Genomic DNA, 13,775 nt, shown 5'->3' on the forward strand with positions numbered 1-13,775 from the left:
CCGCCACGAGAACATAGCGGACAAGCTTGACAACTCCCGGGCAGGGACACCGTGTTCGCGGGCATGACCGGCCTCGCGCACGGGTCCGGACGCCCGGGCACCGATCGCCTCCGGCGCGGGAGACCGCTTCGCCCTGGCAGGAGCGAAGTGCGAGCGCAGACTCCCCGCCCGCTACGGCCCCGCGCCGGAGGTCCGAGCGACGTACGGTCGAGACGTGCAGGGTGGCAGGGCCGTACCCCAGGTGCGGATCTGCTTCCACCCGGACCACACGGAGGGATACCGATGACCTCAACGACGAGGCTCACGGTCGCTCAGGCGCTCGTACGCTTCCTGGCCGCCCAGTACTCCGAGCGCGACGGCGTGCGCCGCCGGCTGATCGCCGCCACCTGGGGCGTCTTCGGGCACGGCAACGTCGCGGGCCTCGGGCAGGCGCTGGTCGAGTACCCCGACGCCATGCCGTACCACCAGGGCCGCAACGAGCAGTCGATGGTGCACGCGGCGGTCGGCTACGCCCGCCAGTCGAACCGGCTGTCCACGCACGCGGTGACGACGTCCATCGGACCCGGCGCGACCAACCTGGTCACGGGTGCCGCCCTCGCCACGATCAACCACCTCCCGGTCCTCCTGCTGCCCGGCGACGTCTTCGCCACCCGCCCGGCCGACCCGGTCCTCCAGCAGCTCGAGGTCCCGCACGCCGGCGACGTGTCCGTCAACGACTGTCTGCGCCCGGTGTCGAAGTACTTCGACCGGATCACCCGCCCGGAGGCGCTGATACCGGCCGCCCTGCAGGCGATGCGCGTGCTCACCGACCCGGTGGAGACGGGCGCGGTCACGCTGGCGCTGCCGCAGGACGTGCAGGCGGAGGGCTTCGACTGGCCGGAGGAGTTCTTCGCCGAGCGGACCTGGAACGTGCGCCGCCCGGGCCCCGACCCGATCGAACTCGGCGAGGCCGTCCGGGCGATCCGCGGCGCCCGGCGCCCGCTCGTGATCGCGGGCGGTGGTGTCCACCACAGCCGCGCCGAGGAGGCCCTGGCCGAGTTCGCCGAGGCCACCGGCATCCCGGTCGCCTCCACCCAGGCCGGCAAGGGTTCGCTGCGCTGGGACCACCCCCAGGACGTCGGCGGCATCGGCCACACCGGCACCGCGGCCGCCGACGAGCTGGCCCGCACCGCCGACCTGGTCATCGGCGTCGGCACCCGCTACACGGACTTCACCACGGCCTCCGGCACCCTCTTCGCCGGTGCGGGCGTCCGCTTCCTGAACATCAACATCGCCTCGTTCGACGGGCACAAGATGTCCGGGACGCCGCTGGTCGCGGACGCCCGCAGCGGGCTGGAGGAGCTGACCGAGGCGCTGGAGCTGCACGACCACCGGGTCGATCCGGCGTACGTCACCGAGTACACGGAGGACAAGGAGCGCTGGGAGCAGCGCGTGGAGGCCTGCTTCGAGGCCGAGGAGCCGGATCTGCGGCCGACGCAGCCGCAGGTCGTCGGCGCGCTGGACGCGGTGGTGGACGAGTCGGACGTGATCATCAACGCGGCCGGTTCGCTCCCCGGCGACCTGCACAAGCTGTGGCGGTCCCGCTCCCGCGACCAGTACCACGTCGAGTACGGCTACTCGTGCATGGGTTACGAGATCCCGGCCGCGATCGGCGTGAAGCTGGCCGCGCCGGACCGGCCCGTGTGGGCGCTGGTCGGCGACGGCACCTATCTGATGATGCCGACGGAGATCGTGACGGCCGTGCAGGAGGGCATCGCGATCAAGGTGCTGATCGTGCAGAACCACGGCTACGCGTCCATCGGCGGCCTGTCGGAGTCCGTGGGCGGCGAGCGGTTCGGCACCGCCTACCGCTTCCGCTCCGACGACGGCACGTACACGGGGACGAAGCTGCCCGTGGACCTCGCCGCCAACGCGGCCAGTCTCGGGATGCGGGTGCTGCGCGCCAGGACCGTACGCGACCTGGGTGACGTGCTCGCCGAGGCGCGCGCCGCGGACACTCCCACATGTGTCTATGTGGAGACCGAAACCGCAGACACTGTGTCGGGCGCGCCTCCCGCGCAGGCCTGGTGGGATGTACCCGTGGCCGAGACCGCGACCCGGCCGTCCGCGGTCAAGGCGCGTGAGGTCTACGAACGGCACGTTGCCACCCGACGCCGCCATCTGTGAAGGAGTTCTCGGGCATGACGAAGATCGTCAACCACTGGATCGGCGGCAAGACCGCCGAAGGCGCGTCGGGCACGTACGGGCCGGTGACGGATCCGGCGACCGGCGCGGTCACCACGAAGGTCGCGTTCGCGACCGTGGAGGAGGTGGACGCGGCCGTCGCCGCGGCCAAGGAGGCGTACGCGACCTGGGGCCAGTCCTCGCTCGCGCAGCGCACCTCGATCCTGTTCCGGTTCCGGGCGCTGCTGGACGAGCACCGCGACGAGATCGCGGAGCTGATCACCGCCGAGCACGGCAAGGTGCACGGCGACGCGCTCGGCGAGGTGGCGCGCGGTCTGGAGATCGTGGACCTGGCCTGCGGCATCAACGTGCAGCTGAAGGGCGAGCTGTCCACGCAGGTGGCGAGCCGGGTTGACGTGGCCTCGATCCGGCAGCCGCTGGGCGTGGTCGCGGGCATCACGCCGTTCAACTTCCCGGCGATGGTGCCGATGTGGATGTTCCCGATCGCCATCGCGTGCGGCAACACCTTCGTGCTGAAGCCGTCCGAGAAGGACCCGTCGGCGTCGATCCGCCTCGCCGAACTGCTGGCCGAGGCGGGTCTGCCGGACGGCGTCTTCAACGTCGTGCACGGCGACAAGGTGGCCGTGGACCGGCTGCTCGAACACCCGGACGTCAAGGCGGTGTCGTTCGTCGGCTCCACCCCGATCGCCCGCTACATCCACACCACGGCCTCCGCGCACGGCAAGCGCGTGCAGGCCCTGGGCGGCGCCAAGAACCACATGCTGGTCCTGCCGGACGCCGACCTGGACGCGGCGGCGGACGCGGCGGTCTCGGCGGCGTACGGCTCCGCCGGTGAGCGCTGCATGGCCATCTCCGCGGTCGTCGCGGTCGGCTCGATCGGCGACGAGCTGGTGGAGAAGATCCGCGAGCGCGCCGAGAAGATCAAGATCGGTCCGGGCGACGACCCGACGTCCGAGATGGGCCCGCTGATCACGAAGGCGCACCGTGACAAGGTGGCGTCCTACGTCGCCGGCGCGGCGGCGGAGGGCGCCGAGGTCGTCCTGGACGGCACCGGCTACACCGTCGACGGCTACGAGGACGGTCACTGGATCGGCATCTCGCTGCTGGACAGGGTGCCGACCACGGCGAAGGCGTACCAGGACGAGATCTTCGGCCCGGTGCTGTGCGTCCTGCGCGTGGACACGTACGACGAGGGCGTGGCTCTGATCAACTCCTCGCCCTTCGGCAACGGCACCGCGATCTTCACCCGGGACGGCGGCGCGGCCCGCCGCTTCCAGCTGGAGATCGAGGCCGGCATGGTCGGCGTGAACGTGCCGATCCCGGTCCCGGTGGGCTACCACTCCTTCGGCGGCTGGAAGGACTCGCTCTTCGGCGACCACCACATCTACGGGAACGACGGCACGCACTTCTACACCCGCGGCAAGGTGGTCACCTCCCGCTGGCCCGACCCGGCCGACGCCCCGGCGGGCGTGGACCTGGGGTTCCCGCGCAACCACTGATCATCGCCCGGCAGGGCTGACGAGGCCGTCCGTCATGCGGACGGCCTCATTTTTTTCCGGGACCCGGCTGCGGTTCCCGTATGCTCGCAAGATGCCGAACAGACGGACCGATTGACGCGCGATTCCGTCGTAGATCGCTTTTTTGGTGCGGATTCCGTAGGTGAACACCCATTGACGCGGCGGTTTTCGTCGGGGTTCGATGCGTGCGCCGGGAGCGGACCAGAGCACGTACGACCGAAGCCGCGGAGGCGATAACGCTCCCGACCCCACCATGTCGCACGAGTCGATCGGAACCGCCGCATGACCGACACGCTCCGCCCTGTCGAGAACGCCCCCGTCCCGGTATCGGGCAGTCCCCAGAAGCTGAAGCGGTCCATCGGCGTCGTCGGCGGCACCCTGCTCACCCTGTCGTGCGTGACGCCCGCCTCCACGCTCTTCGTGGTCGTCCCCGACCTGTTCGGCTCGCTGGGCACCGCCACCGCCCTCACCATCGCCATCGGCTCCGTCCTCTGTATCGCGGTGGCGTTCTGCTACTCGGAGCTGGGCACCCTGATCCCCAGCGCGGGCGGCGAGTACGCGATGGTGTCGACGCTGGCCGGACGGCTCGCGGGCTGGCTGGTGTTCGTGCTGTCCCTGCTGGTCGTCATGATCGTGCCGCCGGTGATCGCGATGGGCACGGCGGACTACCTGGCTCCGGTGGTGCACCTCGACCCGGCCATGACGGGTGCCGGGGTCATGCTCCTCGCCACCCTCGCCGGCCTGCTGGACCTGCGCGCCAACGCCTGGATCACCGGCATCTTCCTGGTCCTGGAGGTCGTGGCCGCGGGCGTCGTCGCGGTCCTCGGCTTCGCGCACGGCGAGCGGGGAGCCGGCAGTCTGGTCTCGATGCAGGTGACCGGCGCCGGAGGGCACACGGACCACGTCACGGCCATGATGGTGGTCTCCGGCCTCGCCATCGCCCTCTTCGTCACCCAGGGCTTCTCGACCGCCGTCTACCTCTCCGAGGAACTGGAGCACCCGCGCCGCACCGTGGCCCGCACGGTCCTCGCCACCCTCGCCATCTCCTCGGTCGTCATCCTGGTCCCGGTCGTCGCCATCACCATGGGCGCCCCCGACCTCAAGGCGCTGACCGGCGGCGACCTCAGCAGCATGGTCACCGCCTGGTCGAACACCGCCGTCGGCACCTTCGTGAGCCTGTGCGTGGCGCTCGCGATCATCAACGCGGGCATCGTCATGGTCATCCAGAACTCCCGCGTGCTGTTCGCCTCGGCCCGCGACAAGGCCTGGCCCGAGCCGGTCAACCACGCGCTCGCCAGGCTCGGCCGGTTCGGCTCCCCGTGGGTCGCCACCCTCGTCGTCGGCGTCCCCGGCGCAGTGCTCTGCTTCGTCAACCTGGACACCCTCTACGGCGTCACGGGCGTCTCCGTGACCGGCATGTACCTGCTCGTCGCGGTGGCCGCCCTGCTCGCCCGGCGCGGCGCGCACGCGCACACGCCGGCCTGGCGGATGCCGCTGTGGCCCGCGATGCCGGTCCTGCTGATCGCGGTCCTGGGCTACATCCTCACCCAGCAGGAGGCGACCTACCTGCTGTGGACGGGCGGCATCACGGCCGCCGCCACCCTCTACTGGGCCCTGTACCTCCGCCCGCGCCGCGCGACCCGCTGGCTGGTGTCGCTCCCGGAGGACGCGCGGGCCTGAGCCGCCGTCCCCGTCGCCCCGTCGCCCCTGCCGCCCACCACCGGCGGCAGGGGCGGCCGCGTCGTCGTACCACGGCTGCGGTACGCGGCGGCGGGCCCGTACTCCCGCAGGAGGGGCCGTGGTTCAGTCCCGCGGCTGCCCCGGTTGTCGGTGGCGACCTCTACCGTTGACGCATGGATCTTCGACTGCCCGCATTCCGTGGGCTGCGCCGAGGGGCCGTGGCCGCCGTGGTCGCGGCCCTCCTCGTGCTGGCCGGCGTCGGGACGTGGACGGCCGTCGCATCGGACGACGCGCCGGCCGTACACCGCACCGACAGAGCCATGGACATGGGCGGCGGAGTACGGATCGACGCCTCTTTCTTCACGTCCGGATCCCCCGGCCGCCGCCCGGCCGTCCTGCTCGCGCACGGCTTCGGCGGCAGCAAGGACGACATGAAGGACCAGGCGGTCACGCTCGCCCGGGACGGGTACGCGGTGCTGACCTGGTCGGCGCGCGGCTTCGGCAGGTCCACCGGAAAGATCGGGCTGAACGACCCGAAGGGCGAGGTCGCCGACGTCTCCCGGCTCATCGACTGGCTGGCGAAGCGGCCGGAGGTCCAGCTGGACAAGCCGGGCGATCCGCGGGTGGGCATGGCCGGTGCCTCCTACGGCGGGGCGATCGCGCTGCTGGCCGCGGGCTACGACCACCGGGTGGACGCCATCGCCCCGGCGATCACGTACTGGAACCTGGCGGACGCCCTGTTCCCGAACGGCGTGTTCAAGAAGCTGTGGGCCGGCGTCTTCGTGAACTCCGGCGGCGGCTGTGCGAAGTTCACCGCCGAGCTGTGCCGGATGTACGAGCGGGTCGCCGAGTCCGGCAGGCCGGACGCGGAGGCGCGTGCCCTGCTCCAGGCGCGTTCGCCGTCCGCCGTGGGCGAGGACATCAAGGTGCCCACCCTGCTGGTGCAGGGCCAGTCCGACTCGCTGTTCCCGCTCGGCCAGGCGGACGCGGCGGCCCGGGCGATCCGCGCCAACGGCGCCCCGGTGGACGTCGACTGGATCGCGGGCGGTCACGACGGCGGGGACATGGAGACCAGCCGCGTGCAGGCCCGTGACACCGCCTGGTTCGACCGCTATCTGAAGGGCGACAAGGGCGTCGACACGGGGCCCGCCTTCCGGATCACCCGCACCGGAGGCATCGACTCCACGGACGGTGCGGCCCAGTTGAAGGGCGCGAGCGGCGCCTCGTACCCGGGGCTGGAGAGCGGGCAGCTGACGGTCGAGCTCAGCGGCCGTCAGCAGCGCTTCGCCAACCCGGCCGGGGCCACCCCGCCCGCGGTCTCCGCCCTCCCCGGCCTCGGCGGCTCGGGCGGCCTCGCCCAGCTGTCGTCGCTGGGCGTCGGGGTGTCACTCGACTTCCCCGGACAGTACGCGCAGTTCGACTCGCGTCCCGTGCGCCAGGACCTGTGGATCACCGGCTCGCCGACCGTGACGGTGCATGTCACCTCGACGAGCGACGACGCCGTGCTGTTCGGCAAGGTGTACGACGTCGGCCCCGGCAGGGGACAGCCGGTACTGCCGTCGCAACTGGTCGCCCCCGTCCGGGTGGAGGGAGCCAGGACCGGCAAGGACGTCACGCTGACCCTGCCCGCCGTCGACCACGAGGTCCAGAAGGGACACCGGCTTCGGCTGGTCCTCGCCTCCACGGACCTCGGCTACGCCTCCCCGACCGCACCCGCCATGTACACGGTCTCCCTGAAGAGCGGACTGAAGGTGCCGACGGCACCCGGGGTCGCGACCGCTGCGGCCCCGCTTCCCTCCTGGGTGTGGTGGCTGCCGGTGACCGGAGCGGTCGTCGCGGCGGCCCTGCTGCTCACGGCCCGCCGCCGTACGACGGCACCGGCGCCCGACCCGGCGCTGGCGGAGGTGCCGCTGCAGATCACCGGCCTGAGCAAGCGGTACGCGAAGTCGGCGGAGCGGTACGCCGTCAGGGACCTGTCCTTCCGCGTGGAGAAGGGACAGGTGCTGGGCCTGCTGGGGCCGAACGGCGCGGGCAAGACGACCACGCTGCGCATGCTGATGGGCCTGATCCGGCCGGACGGCGGCGAGATCCGCGTCTTCGGGCATGCGGTGCGCCCCGGTGCCCCGGTGCTGTCACGGGTCGGGGCCTTCGTGGAGGGCGCCGGCTTCCTGCCGCACCTGTCCGGCCGGGAGAATCTGGAGCTGTACTGGCGGGCCACGGGCCGCCCGGCCGAGGACGCGCACCTGGACGAGGCGCTCGAGATCGCGGGGCTCGGCGACGCGCTGGAGCGCGCGGTGCGCACGTACTCCCAGGGCATGCGGCAGCGCCTCGCCATCGCCCAGGCGATGCTCGGCCTGCCGGACCTGCTGATCCTGGACGAGCCGACCAACGGCCTGGACCCGCCGCAGATCCGCGAGATGCGCCAGGTCATGATCCGGTACGCGGCGGGCGGCCGCACGGTCATCGTCTCCAGCCACCTGCTGGCGGAGGTCGAGCAGTCCTGCACCCACCTGGTGGTCATGGACCGCGGCCGACTGCTCCAGGCGGGCCCGGTCAAGGAGATCGTCGGCTCGGGCGACACCCTGCTCGTCGGCACCACCGCACCCGTGGAGGAGCCCCTCGTCGAGAAGGTGGGCGCGCTGCCGGGCGTGGCCTCGGTGGTGCGCACGGAGGACGGGCTGCTGGTCCGGCTCGACACGGGCGGCAGCGCCCGGCGGCTGGTCGCGGAGCTGGTGCGGCTGGACGTCCCCGTGGAGTCCGTGGGCCCCCACCGGCGTCTGGAGGACGCCTTCCTGACCCTGATCGGAGGTTCGGCATGAGTACGCTCGCCGAGCGGGCGGAGACGGCCGACGGGTACCGGGCGCGGCGGACGCTGCCGCTGCGCGTGGAACTCGTGCGGCAGTTGAAGCGGCGCCGCACCCTCGTGATGGGGGCCATCCTGGCCCTGCTGCCGTTCGTGCTGGCCGTCGCGTTCGCCATCGGCGGCGACCCGGGCTCACGCAACGGCCAGGTGACGCTGATGGACACGGCGACCGCGTCGGGTGCCAACTTCGCCGCGGTGAACCTGTTCGTCTCCGCCGGGTTCCTGCTGGTCATCCCGGTGGCCCTGTTCTGCGGCGACACGGTCGCCTCGGAGGCGAGCTGGTCCTCGCTGCGCTATCTGCTCGCGGCACCCGTGCCCCGCGCCCGCCTGCTGTGGTCCAAGCTCGCGGTGGGACTCGGCATGAGCCTCGCGGCCATGGTGCTGCTGCCCGTCGTCGCGCTCGCGGTGGGTACGACCGCCTACGGCTGGGGGCCGCTGGAGATACCGACCGGCGGCTCCCTCTCCCCGGGCACGGCGGCCCAGCGGCTCGTCGTCGTGGTGGCGTACATCTTCGTGTCCCAACTGGTCACCGCCGGGCTCGCGTTCTGGCTGTCGACGAAGACGGACGCCCCGCTGGGCGCGGTGGGCGGCGCGGTCGGGCTCACCATCGTGGGGAACGTGCTGGACGCGGTCACCGCTCTCGGCCACTGGCGCGACTTCCTGCCGGCGCACTGGCAGTTCGCCTGGGCCGACGCGGTGCAGACCCAGCCGGAGTGGGCCGGCATGGTCCAGGGCACGGCGATCTCGGTGACGTACGCGCTCGTGCTGTTCGCCCTGGCGTTCCGCGGTTTCGCCCGCAAGGACGTCGTCTCCTAGCGCCCGTTGCGGCACCAGGACAGCCGGAGATCCCCGGAGCCGAGTGACCGGAGCGCATACGAAGGAGCGGCCCGCCGAATCGCTCGGCGGGCCGCTCCTCGTGCGCCGGATGCCCCGGACTCAGCCGTTGTTGGTGCCGTTCGCGGACAGGACCGGAACGTTGTCCAGGATGTGCGACAGCGGCTCGTCGCCCTTGGCCTGGGTGGAGTTCTCGGTGCACTGCTGGTTCTGCGACGCCGACAGGACGGGGATGTCCTGCACGCCGACCGGCACGACACCGACGAGCGAACCGGCGTTGACCTTCGCCGGCAGACCGACACAGGGCTTGTTCAGCGAGCCCTGGACGAGCGCCATCTGGGGGCTCATGGCGCCGTAGGTGGCCGAGTTGCCGTACTGCTGCGTCGAGGTGTTGCCGTTGGTGGACGTCGTCCCGGTGTCGTTGCCGACCGCCAGCGCCTGGGGAGCGGCCGCCGCCGAGACGCCCACCACGGAAGCAGCGACCGCCGCGGCGGCCATGAACCTCTTCATCACTTGCTAGTCCCTTCTGGAGAAACCCCGTCCACCGGAGCGCTCTGGACAACTGCCGCACGGTGTCATGGTTGCTCCCCTTCACTCCGATGGCCGATATCGAGAGGTGCAAGCGGATCCGTATGCCGGGCGCGTATTTCCAGAATTACTGCCCGCGGAACGGGCCCGACCGGGTGAACGGCCGAAACCAATTCAAGGGTTCCGGGTTGGTCGCAGAGCAGGAACACGTGTCTTCTGTCAGGAAAGGAACCGACATGTTCAAGAAGGCGATGGCCGCGGCAGCGGTCGCGGCTTCCGTGGTGGGTGTCTCGGCGGCGGCCGCTCCGCAGGCGCTGGCGCTCGGCGACGACACCGGGACCACGTCCACCAACTCGAACACCATCTCGGAGTCGTTCGGCAACGCGGCGACCTCGGGCGCCATGAGCCCGCAGATGTCCCTGGTGCAGGGCTCACTGAACAAGCTCTGCCTCGGTGTGCCGGCCAAGGCCAACGCCGGTTCACTCGTCGGCCTGGTGCCGGTCGCCGTGCAGGACGTCCCGGTCCTGTCGGCTCCGCAGAACCAGCAGTGCACCGAGAACTCCACCCAGACCAAGGGCGACGAGCCGCTGTCGCACATCGTGGACGACGTTCCGGTCCTGTCCGCGAACGGAACCGGCAACAGCTGACCGTCTTCGCGCACCGGTCGGCCGCCCGCTTTCGCATCTTCGGGCGGCCCGGACGCGGGCGGTCGTCGGCACATTCTCCTTTTCCCGGCCTCCTCCCGAATGGCTTTCGATCGCACGAAGCCACGCCGACGGCTCGCCCCGCCTTTCGTGTGTATTCACGATCGGCGTTCGGGTGAATTGCGCGGCGGCCCGCGCCAGGGAGTTGCTTCGGCCGTCCATTCCTCGTTTCACAGATGCAGGTCGTGCGGCGAGCCGTTTCAAGCCGTGCTCGCTCGGTCTCGGCCGTCACAGGGGCACGACCGCACAGAAGGGAAACTCCGTGAAGCACAAGAAGAGCGCCGCCGTCGTGGCCGGCGCCATCATGGCTCTGGGAATGGCCGCGCCGGCCATGGCGGACTCCGGAGCCGACGCGTCCGCAAGCAACTCCCCGGGTGTCCTGTCCGGGAACGTCATCCAGGTTCCCGTGCACGTGCCCGTCAACGTCTGCGGCAACAGCCTCAACATCATCGCGCTGCTGAACCCCACAGCCGGCAACGCGTGCTCCAACACCTGACGCCATGGCCGCGCGCGGCTGAGGTCGTCGCACACCAGCCGTCCGGCTGTGTCACAGCCGGCCTTGGACTGCTCTTCTCGGTTCCAGGGCCGGCTTTACCACTTCTCCCACCTCTACCAGCAGGAAGACAACGAGATTGCGACAGACCCTGAGCAGGGGAATGGTCGCGGCGGCCGCCGCGACGGGCATTCTGTCCCTGTGCGGCAGCCCGGTGTTCGCCGACTCGACCGCCGACGGCTCGACGTCCGGATCACCGGGCCTCGCGTCCGGCAACACCGTCCAGGCCCCCGTGAACGTCCCCGTCAATGTCTGCGGCAACACGGTCAACGTGATCGCCGTGCTGAACCCGGCGTTCGGCAACGCCTGTGCCAACGGCCGGGGCGCCATGGCATCCCCTGCACCCGTGACCCCCGCCCCCACACCGACCGTCCCGGTGCAGACGCCACCGCGCGGCAACGGTTCCGGCACCCCGAGCACCCCGCCCGGGTCCGGCACCCCGAGCACCCCGCCCGGGTCCGGCACCTCGAGCACCCCGCCCGGGTCCGGCACCACGAACCCTCCGGGTTCCGGGGCGACGCCCCAGACGCCGGGCACCGGGACGACCCCGCCGACAGGAACGCTGCCGCCCCAGGCAGGTGTCCCGCAGACGGACATCCCGCGGGCCGGCGTGCAGCCCGTGGCGGCCTCGCACACCCTGCCCGCCCTGGCGGAGACCGGCAGTGAGGGCCTCCTCGCGGCCTCGGCCGTCAGCGTCGCCATGCTGACCGGCGGGCTCATCCTGTACCGACGGGGGCGGGTCACCTCCCGCCGGTAGCGCGCCGGGTGCCGTGCGTCCCGCGTCCGGCACCCGTGCCGTCGTTCAGGCGTCACTCCCTCAGTTCACCGCCCAGGGGCGGCGTCCACTCCGGGCGCCGCCCCTGGGCCGTTCAGCCGAGGGGCACTGGCGCCCGATGCGCCACCCGTGTCACAAAGAACTCCCTCCGGTCACGCATGTCCCGGCTGTGCGGGCCTTCTGTCACAGCCGGTTCACAGGCCCTTTCCCGTGCGCGTCGCGGGTCGTTGACCCGGCACAGGCTTTGTGATCGCCAGCGCGGGCCCGGCTCCCCCGACGACCTCCCCCCGGTCGCCGCCGTGGCGTGCGCGAGGAGGTGCTTGAAGATGACGGACCGTCGCCTCTGGTCCTACAAGGAGATCGCCGCCCACATCCGCGTGCAGCCGGACACCGTCAGGTCCTATCGCAAGCACGGGCTGCTTCCCCCACCGGACCATGTGGAGGGCGGAAAGCCCTACTGGTACGCCGACACCGTCCGGGCCTGGGTGGCCTCCCGCCCGGGCAACCGCGGCCGCGGAGAGCCCTGACGGCCTCCCCCGGTGCCTGCGAGTGGCCCGTCCCGGTCGGGGCGGGCCACTCGGCTCTCGCCGCCGGTGGCCGGCCGGCTCAGCGCCACGGCTCGACGACCGTCACTCCCTGCCCCGGTGCCGTACCCATGGCCGCCAGTGCCTCGGGGGACGCGGCCAGCGGGATGGCCGACGTGACCAGGAGGTCGGGGCGCACGGCGCCGGACCGGACCAGCTCCAGCATCGCCGGATACGTGTGGGCCGCCATGCCGTGACTGCCGAGGATCTCCAGTTCCAGGGCGATCACCCGCGACATGGGGACGGGGGTGGTGCCGTCGGAGGAGGGCAGCAGGCCGACCTGGACGTGGCGTCCGCGGCGGCGCAGTCCGTTCACCGACGCGGCGCACGTCGCCGGCGAGCCGAGCGCGTCGAGGGAGACGTGGGCGCCGCCGCCGGTCAGGGCGCGGACCGCTTCGGCCGTGTCGTCGGTGCCCGTCGCGTTCACACACTCCGCCGCGCCGAACTTCCGTGCCAGCTCGAGGGCCTGGGGCGACAGGTCCACGGCCACGACCCGCGTCCCCGCGGCCGCCGCGATCATCACCGCCGACAGCCCGACACCCCCGCAGCCGTGCACGGCGACCCACTCCCCCGCGGCAGGCCGCCCCTGCTGGACGACCGCCCGGAACGCCGTGGCGAACCGGCACCCGAGCGCCGCCGCCGTCCGGAACGACATCTCCTCCGGCACCGCGACCAGGTTCACGTCCGCGTGCTCCAGCGCCACGTACTGTGCGAAGGACCCCCAGTGCGTGAACCCGGGCTGGGTCTGCCGCTCGCACACCTGCTGGTCGCCCGCCGCACAGGACGGACAGCTGCCACAGGCGCAGACGAACGGCACCGTGACCCGGTCGCCGGGCCGCCAGCGCCTCACCCCGGGGCCGACCGCCTCGACCACACCGGCGAGTTCATGGCCGGGCACGTGCGGGAGCGTGACGTCCGGGTCGTGCCCCATCCAGCCGTGCCAGTCGCTGCGGCACAGCCCCGTCGCCTCGACCCGCACCACGGCCCCGTGCTCTGACGGTTCCGGGTCCGCCACCTCGCGCACCTCGGCCCGCTCCCCGTACCGCTCGAACACCACCGCACGCATACGACCGACCCTCCGCCATGTCCGCGATCCCTGCCCCGGATCGTCTCCTGTCGAACGCTAGTGCCCCGCCCGTGCCCCGTGCCCCGGGCCTCCTCCGCGTCCGCGAGATGCGACCCGCCGACGGCGGCCGAACGGAACGCGCCCCGCCGATGCGCCCCCACCTCCCCTCGTCGGGTACCCCCAGGGGGTATAGTGTGATTCTCGTAAGCCACACACGCCTCCCTGAGGAGTAATGCCATGACCGCGCAGACCGACACCCCGGGTTCCGTGACGACCGTCTACAAGGTGAGCGGGATGAGCTGCGGGCACTGTGAAGGCTCCGTCTCCGGCGAGATCTCCGGCATCGACGGCGTCACCTCGGTCACCGCCGTCGCGTCCACCGGCGAGGTGACGGTCGTCTCCGCCGTCCCCCTCGACGACGAGGCGGTGCGCGCCGCGGTCGACGAGGCGGGCTTCGAGCTCGTCGGCAAGGCCTGAACCACCGGCA

12 protein-coding genes and 1 pseudogene are annotated in these 13,775 nt (G+C 71.8%); 11 read left to right on the forward strand and 2 right to left on the reverse strand.

Annotated features, from left to right (window positions below):
* Positions 1-30 precede the first annotated feature (30 nt).
* From SY2F82_RS38645 to SY2F82_RS03960, 6 genes and pseudogenes are all read left to right on the forward strand, one after another.
* Positions 31-193, forward strand: a pseudogene (locus SY2F82_RS38645) (5-deoxy-glucuronate isomerase); the annotation flags it as partial.
* An 89-nt stretch (positions 194-282) separates the two neighbouring features.
* Positions 283-2,166, forward strand: coding sequence for a 3D-(3,5/4)-trihydroxycyclohexane-1,2-dione acylhydrolase (decyclizing) (gene iolD, locus SY2F82_RS03940; protein WP_200417488.1), 1,884 nt, complete (start codon positions 283-285; stop codon positions 2,164-2,166).
* A gap of 14 nt (positions 2,167-2,180) precedes the next feature.
* A complete protein-coding gene (gene mmsA, locus SY2F82_RS03945) occupies positions 2,181-3,683 on the forward strand; it encodes a CoA-acylating methylmalonate-semialdehyde dehydrogenase (RefSeq protein WP_200417489.1) in 1,503 nt (500 codons plus the stop codon).
* 300 nt (positions 3,684-3,983) lie between these two features.
* Positions 3,984-5,381 carry an APC family permease gene (locus tag SY2F82_RS03950; protein ID WP_200417490.1) on the forward strand — a complete coding sequence of 466 codons (1,398 nt, stop codon included), beginning with the start codon at positions 3,984-3,986 and terminating at the stop codon, positions 5,379-5,381.
* Positions 5,382-5,554: 173 nt separating this feature from the next.
* Positions 5,555-8,200 carry an alpha/beta fold hydrolase gene (locus SY2F82_RS03955; RefSeq protein ID WP_200417491.1) on the forward strand — a complete coding sequence of 882 codons (2,646 nt, stop codon included), beginning with the start codon at positions 5,555-5,557 and terminating at the stop codon, positions 8,198-8,200.
* Positions 8,197-9,060 (forward strand): ABC transporter permease, encoded by an 864-nt coding sequence (locus SY2F82_RS03960; RefSeq protein WP_200417492.1) that lies wholly within the window; start codon positions 8,197-8,199, stop codon positions 9,058-9,060. Before SY2F82_RS03955 ends, SY2F82_RS03960 begins: the two co-directional genes overlap by 4 nt.
* Before the next feature lie 120 nt (positions 9,061-9,180).
* On the opposite strand, the gene SY2F82_RS03965 is transcribed toward SY2F82_RS03960, so the two are convergent.
* On the reverse strand, positions 9,181-9,588 hold the full coding sequence (locus SY2F82_RS03965) for a rodlin (protein ID WP_374707117.1): 408 nt from the start codon (positions 9,586-9,588) through the stop codon (positions 9,181-9,183).
* A 254-nt stretch (positions 9,589-9,842) separates the two neighbouring features.
* On the opposite strand from SY2F82_RS03965, the gene SY2F82_RS03970 reads away from it, so the two are divergent.
* From SY2F82_RS03970 to SY2F82_RS03985, 4 genes are all read left to right on the forward strand, one after another.
* Positions 9,843-10,253 carry a rodlin gene (locus tag SY2F82_RS03970; protein ID WP_200417494.1) on the forward strand — a complete coding sequence of 137 codons (411 nt, stop codon included), beginning with the start codon at positions 9,843-9,845 and terminating at the stop codon, positions 10,251-10,253.
* 319 nt (positions 10,254-10,572) lie between these two features.
* Positions 10,573-10,806: a chaplin gene (locus SY2F82_RS03975; RefSeq protein ID WP_236041102.1), complete on the forward strand. Its 234-nt coding sequence runs from the start codon at positions 10,573-10,575 to the stop codon at positions 10,804-10,806.
* A 136-nt stretch (positions 10,807-10,942) separates the two neighbouring features.
* Positions 10,943-11,620 carry a chaplin gene (locus tag SY2F82_RS03980; RefSeq protein ID WP_200417495.1) on the forward strand — a complete coding sequence of 226 codons (678 nt, stop codon included), beginning with the start codon at positions 10,943-10,945 and terminating at the stop codon, positions 11,618-11,620.
* A gap of 344 nt (positions 11,621-11,964) precedes the next feature.
* Positions 11,965-12,165 carry an AlpA family transcriptional regulator gene (locus SY2F82_RS03985; RefSeq protein ID WP_200417496.1) on the forward strand — a complete coding sequence of 67 codons (201 nt, stop codon included), beginning with the start codon at positions 11,965-11,967 and terminating at the stop codon, positions 12,163-12,165.
* 79 nt (positions 12,166-12,244) lie between these two features.
* Here SY2F82_RS03985 and SY2F82_RS03990 read toward each other — a convergent pair whose 3' ends face one another.
* Entirely contained in the window at positions 12,245-13,288 is a 1,044-nt protein-coding gene (locus SY2F82_RS03990; protein WP_200417497.1) for a zinc-dependent alcohol dehydrogenase family protein, read from the reverse strand.
* Positions 13,289-13,525: 237 nt separating this feature from the next.
* Between SY2F82_RS03990 and SY2F82_RS03995 the strand changes: the two genes are divergently transcribed.
* Positions 13,526-13,765: a heavy-metal-associated domain-containing protein gene (locus SY2F82_RS03995; RefSeq protein ID WP_200417498.1), complete on the forward strand. Its 240-nt coding sequence runs from the start codon at positions 13,526-13,528 to the stop codon at positions 13,763-13,765.
* Positions 13,766-13,775: the final 10 nt, after the last annotated feature.

The sequence above is a fragment of the Streptomyces sp. Y2F8-2 genome (genome assembly GCF_014905555.1).
In the GTDB taxonomy this organism is placed as follows: domain Bacteria; phylum Actinomycetota; class Actinomycetes; order Streptomycetales; family Streptomycetaceae; genus Streptomyces; species Streptomyces cynarae.

Excerpts from the sequence above, each read along its gene's own strand:
- SY2F82_RS03960 (WP_200417492.1), top strand. The coding sequence starts at position 8,197 with ATGAGTACGCTCGCCGAGCGGGCGGAGACGGCCGACGGGTACCGGGCG.
- SY2F82_RS03970 (WP_200417494.1), top strand. The coding sequence starts at position 9,843 with ATGTTCAAGAAGGCGATGGCCGCGGCAGCGGTCGCGGCTTCCGTGGTG.
- mmsA (WP_200417489.1), top strand. The coding sequence starts at position 2,181 with ATGACGAAGATCGTCAACCACTGGATCGGCGGCAAGACCGCCGAAGGC.
- SY2F82_RS03955 (WP_200417491.1), top strand. The coding sequence starts at position 5,555 with ATGGATCTTCGACTGCCCGCATTCCGTGGGCTGCGCCGAGGGGCCGTG.
- iolD (WP_200417488.1), top strand. The coding sequence starts at position 283 with ATGACCTCAACGACGAGGCTCACGGTCGCTCAGGCGCTCGTACGCTTC.
- SY2F82_RS03985 (WP_200417496.1), top strand. The coding sequence starts at position 11,965 with ATGACGGACCGTCGCCTCTGGTCCTACAAGGAGATCGCCGCCCACATC.
- SY2F82_RS03965 (WP_374707117.1), bottom strand. The coding sequence starts at position 9,588 with ATGAAGAGGTTCATGGCCGCCGCGGCGGTCGCTGCTTCCGTGGTGGGC.
- SY2F82_RS03990 (WP_200417497.1), bottom strand. The coding sequence starts at position 13,288 with ATGCGTGCGGTGGTGTTCGAGCGGTACGGGGAGCGGGCCGAGGTGCGC.
- SY2F82_RS03950 (WP_200417490.1), top strand. The coding sequence starts at position 3,984 with ATGACCGACACGCTCCGCCCTGTCGAGAACGCCCCCGTCCCGGTATCG.
- SY2F82_RS03995 (WP_200417498.1), top strand. The coding sequence starts at position 13,526 with ATGACCGCGCAGACCGACACCCCGGGTTCCGTGACGACCGTCTACAAG.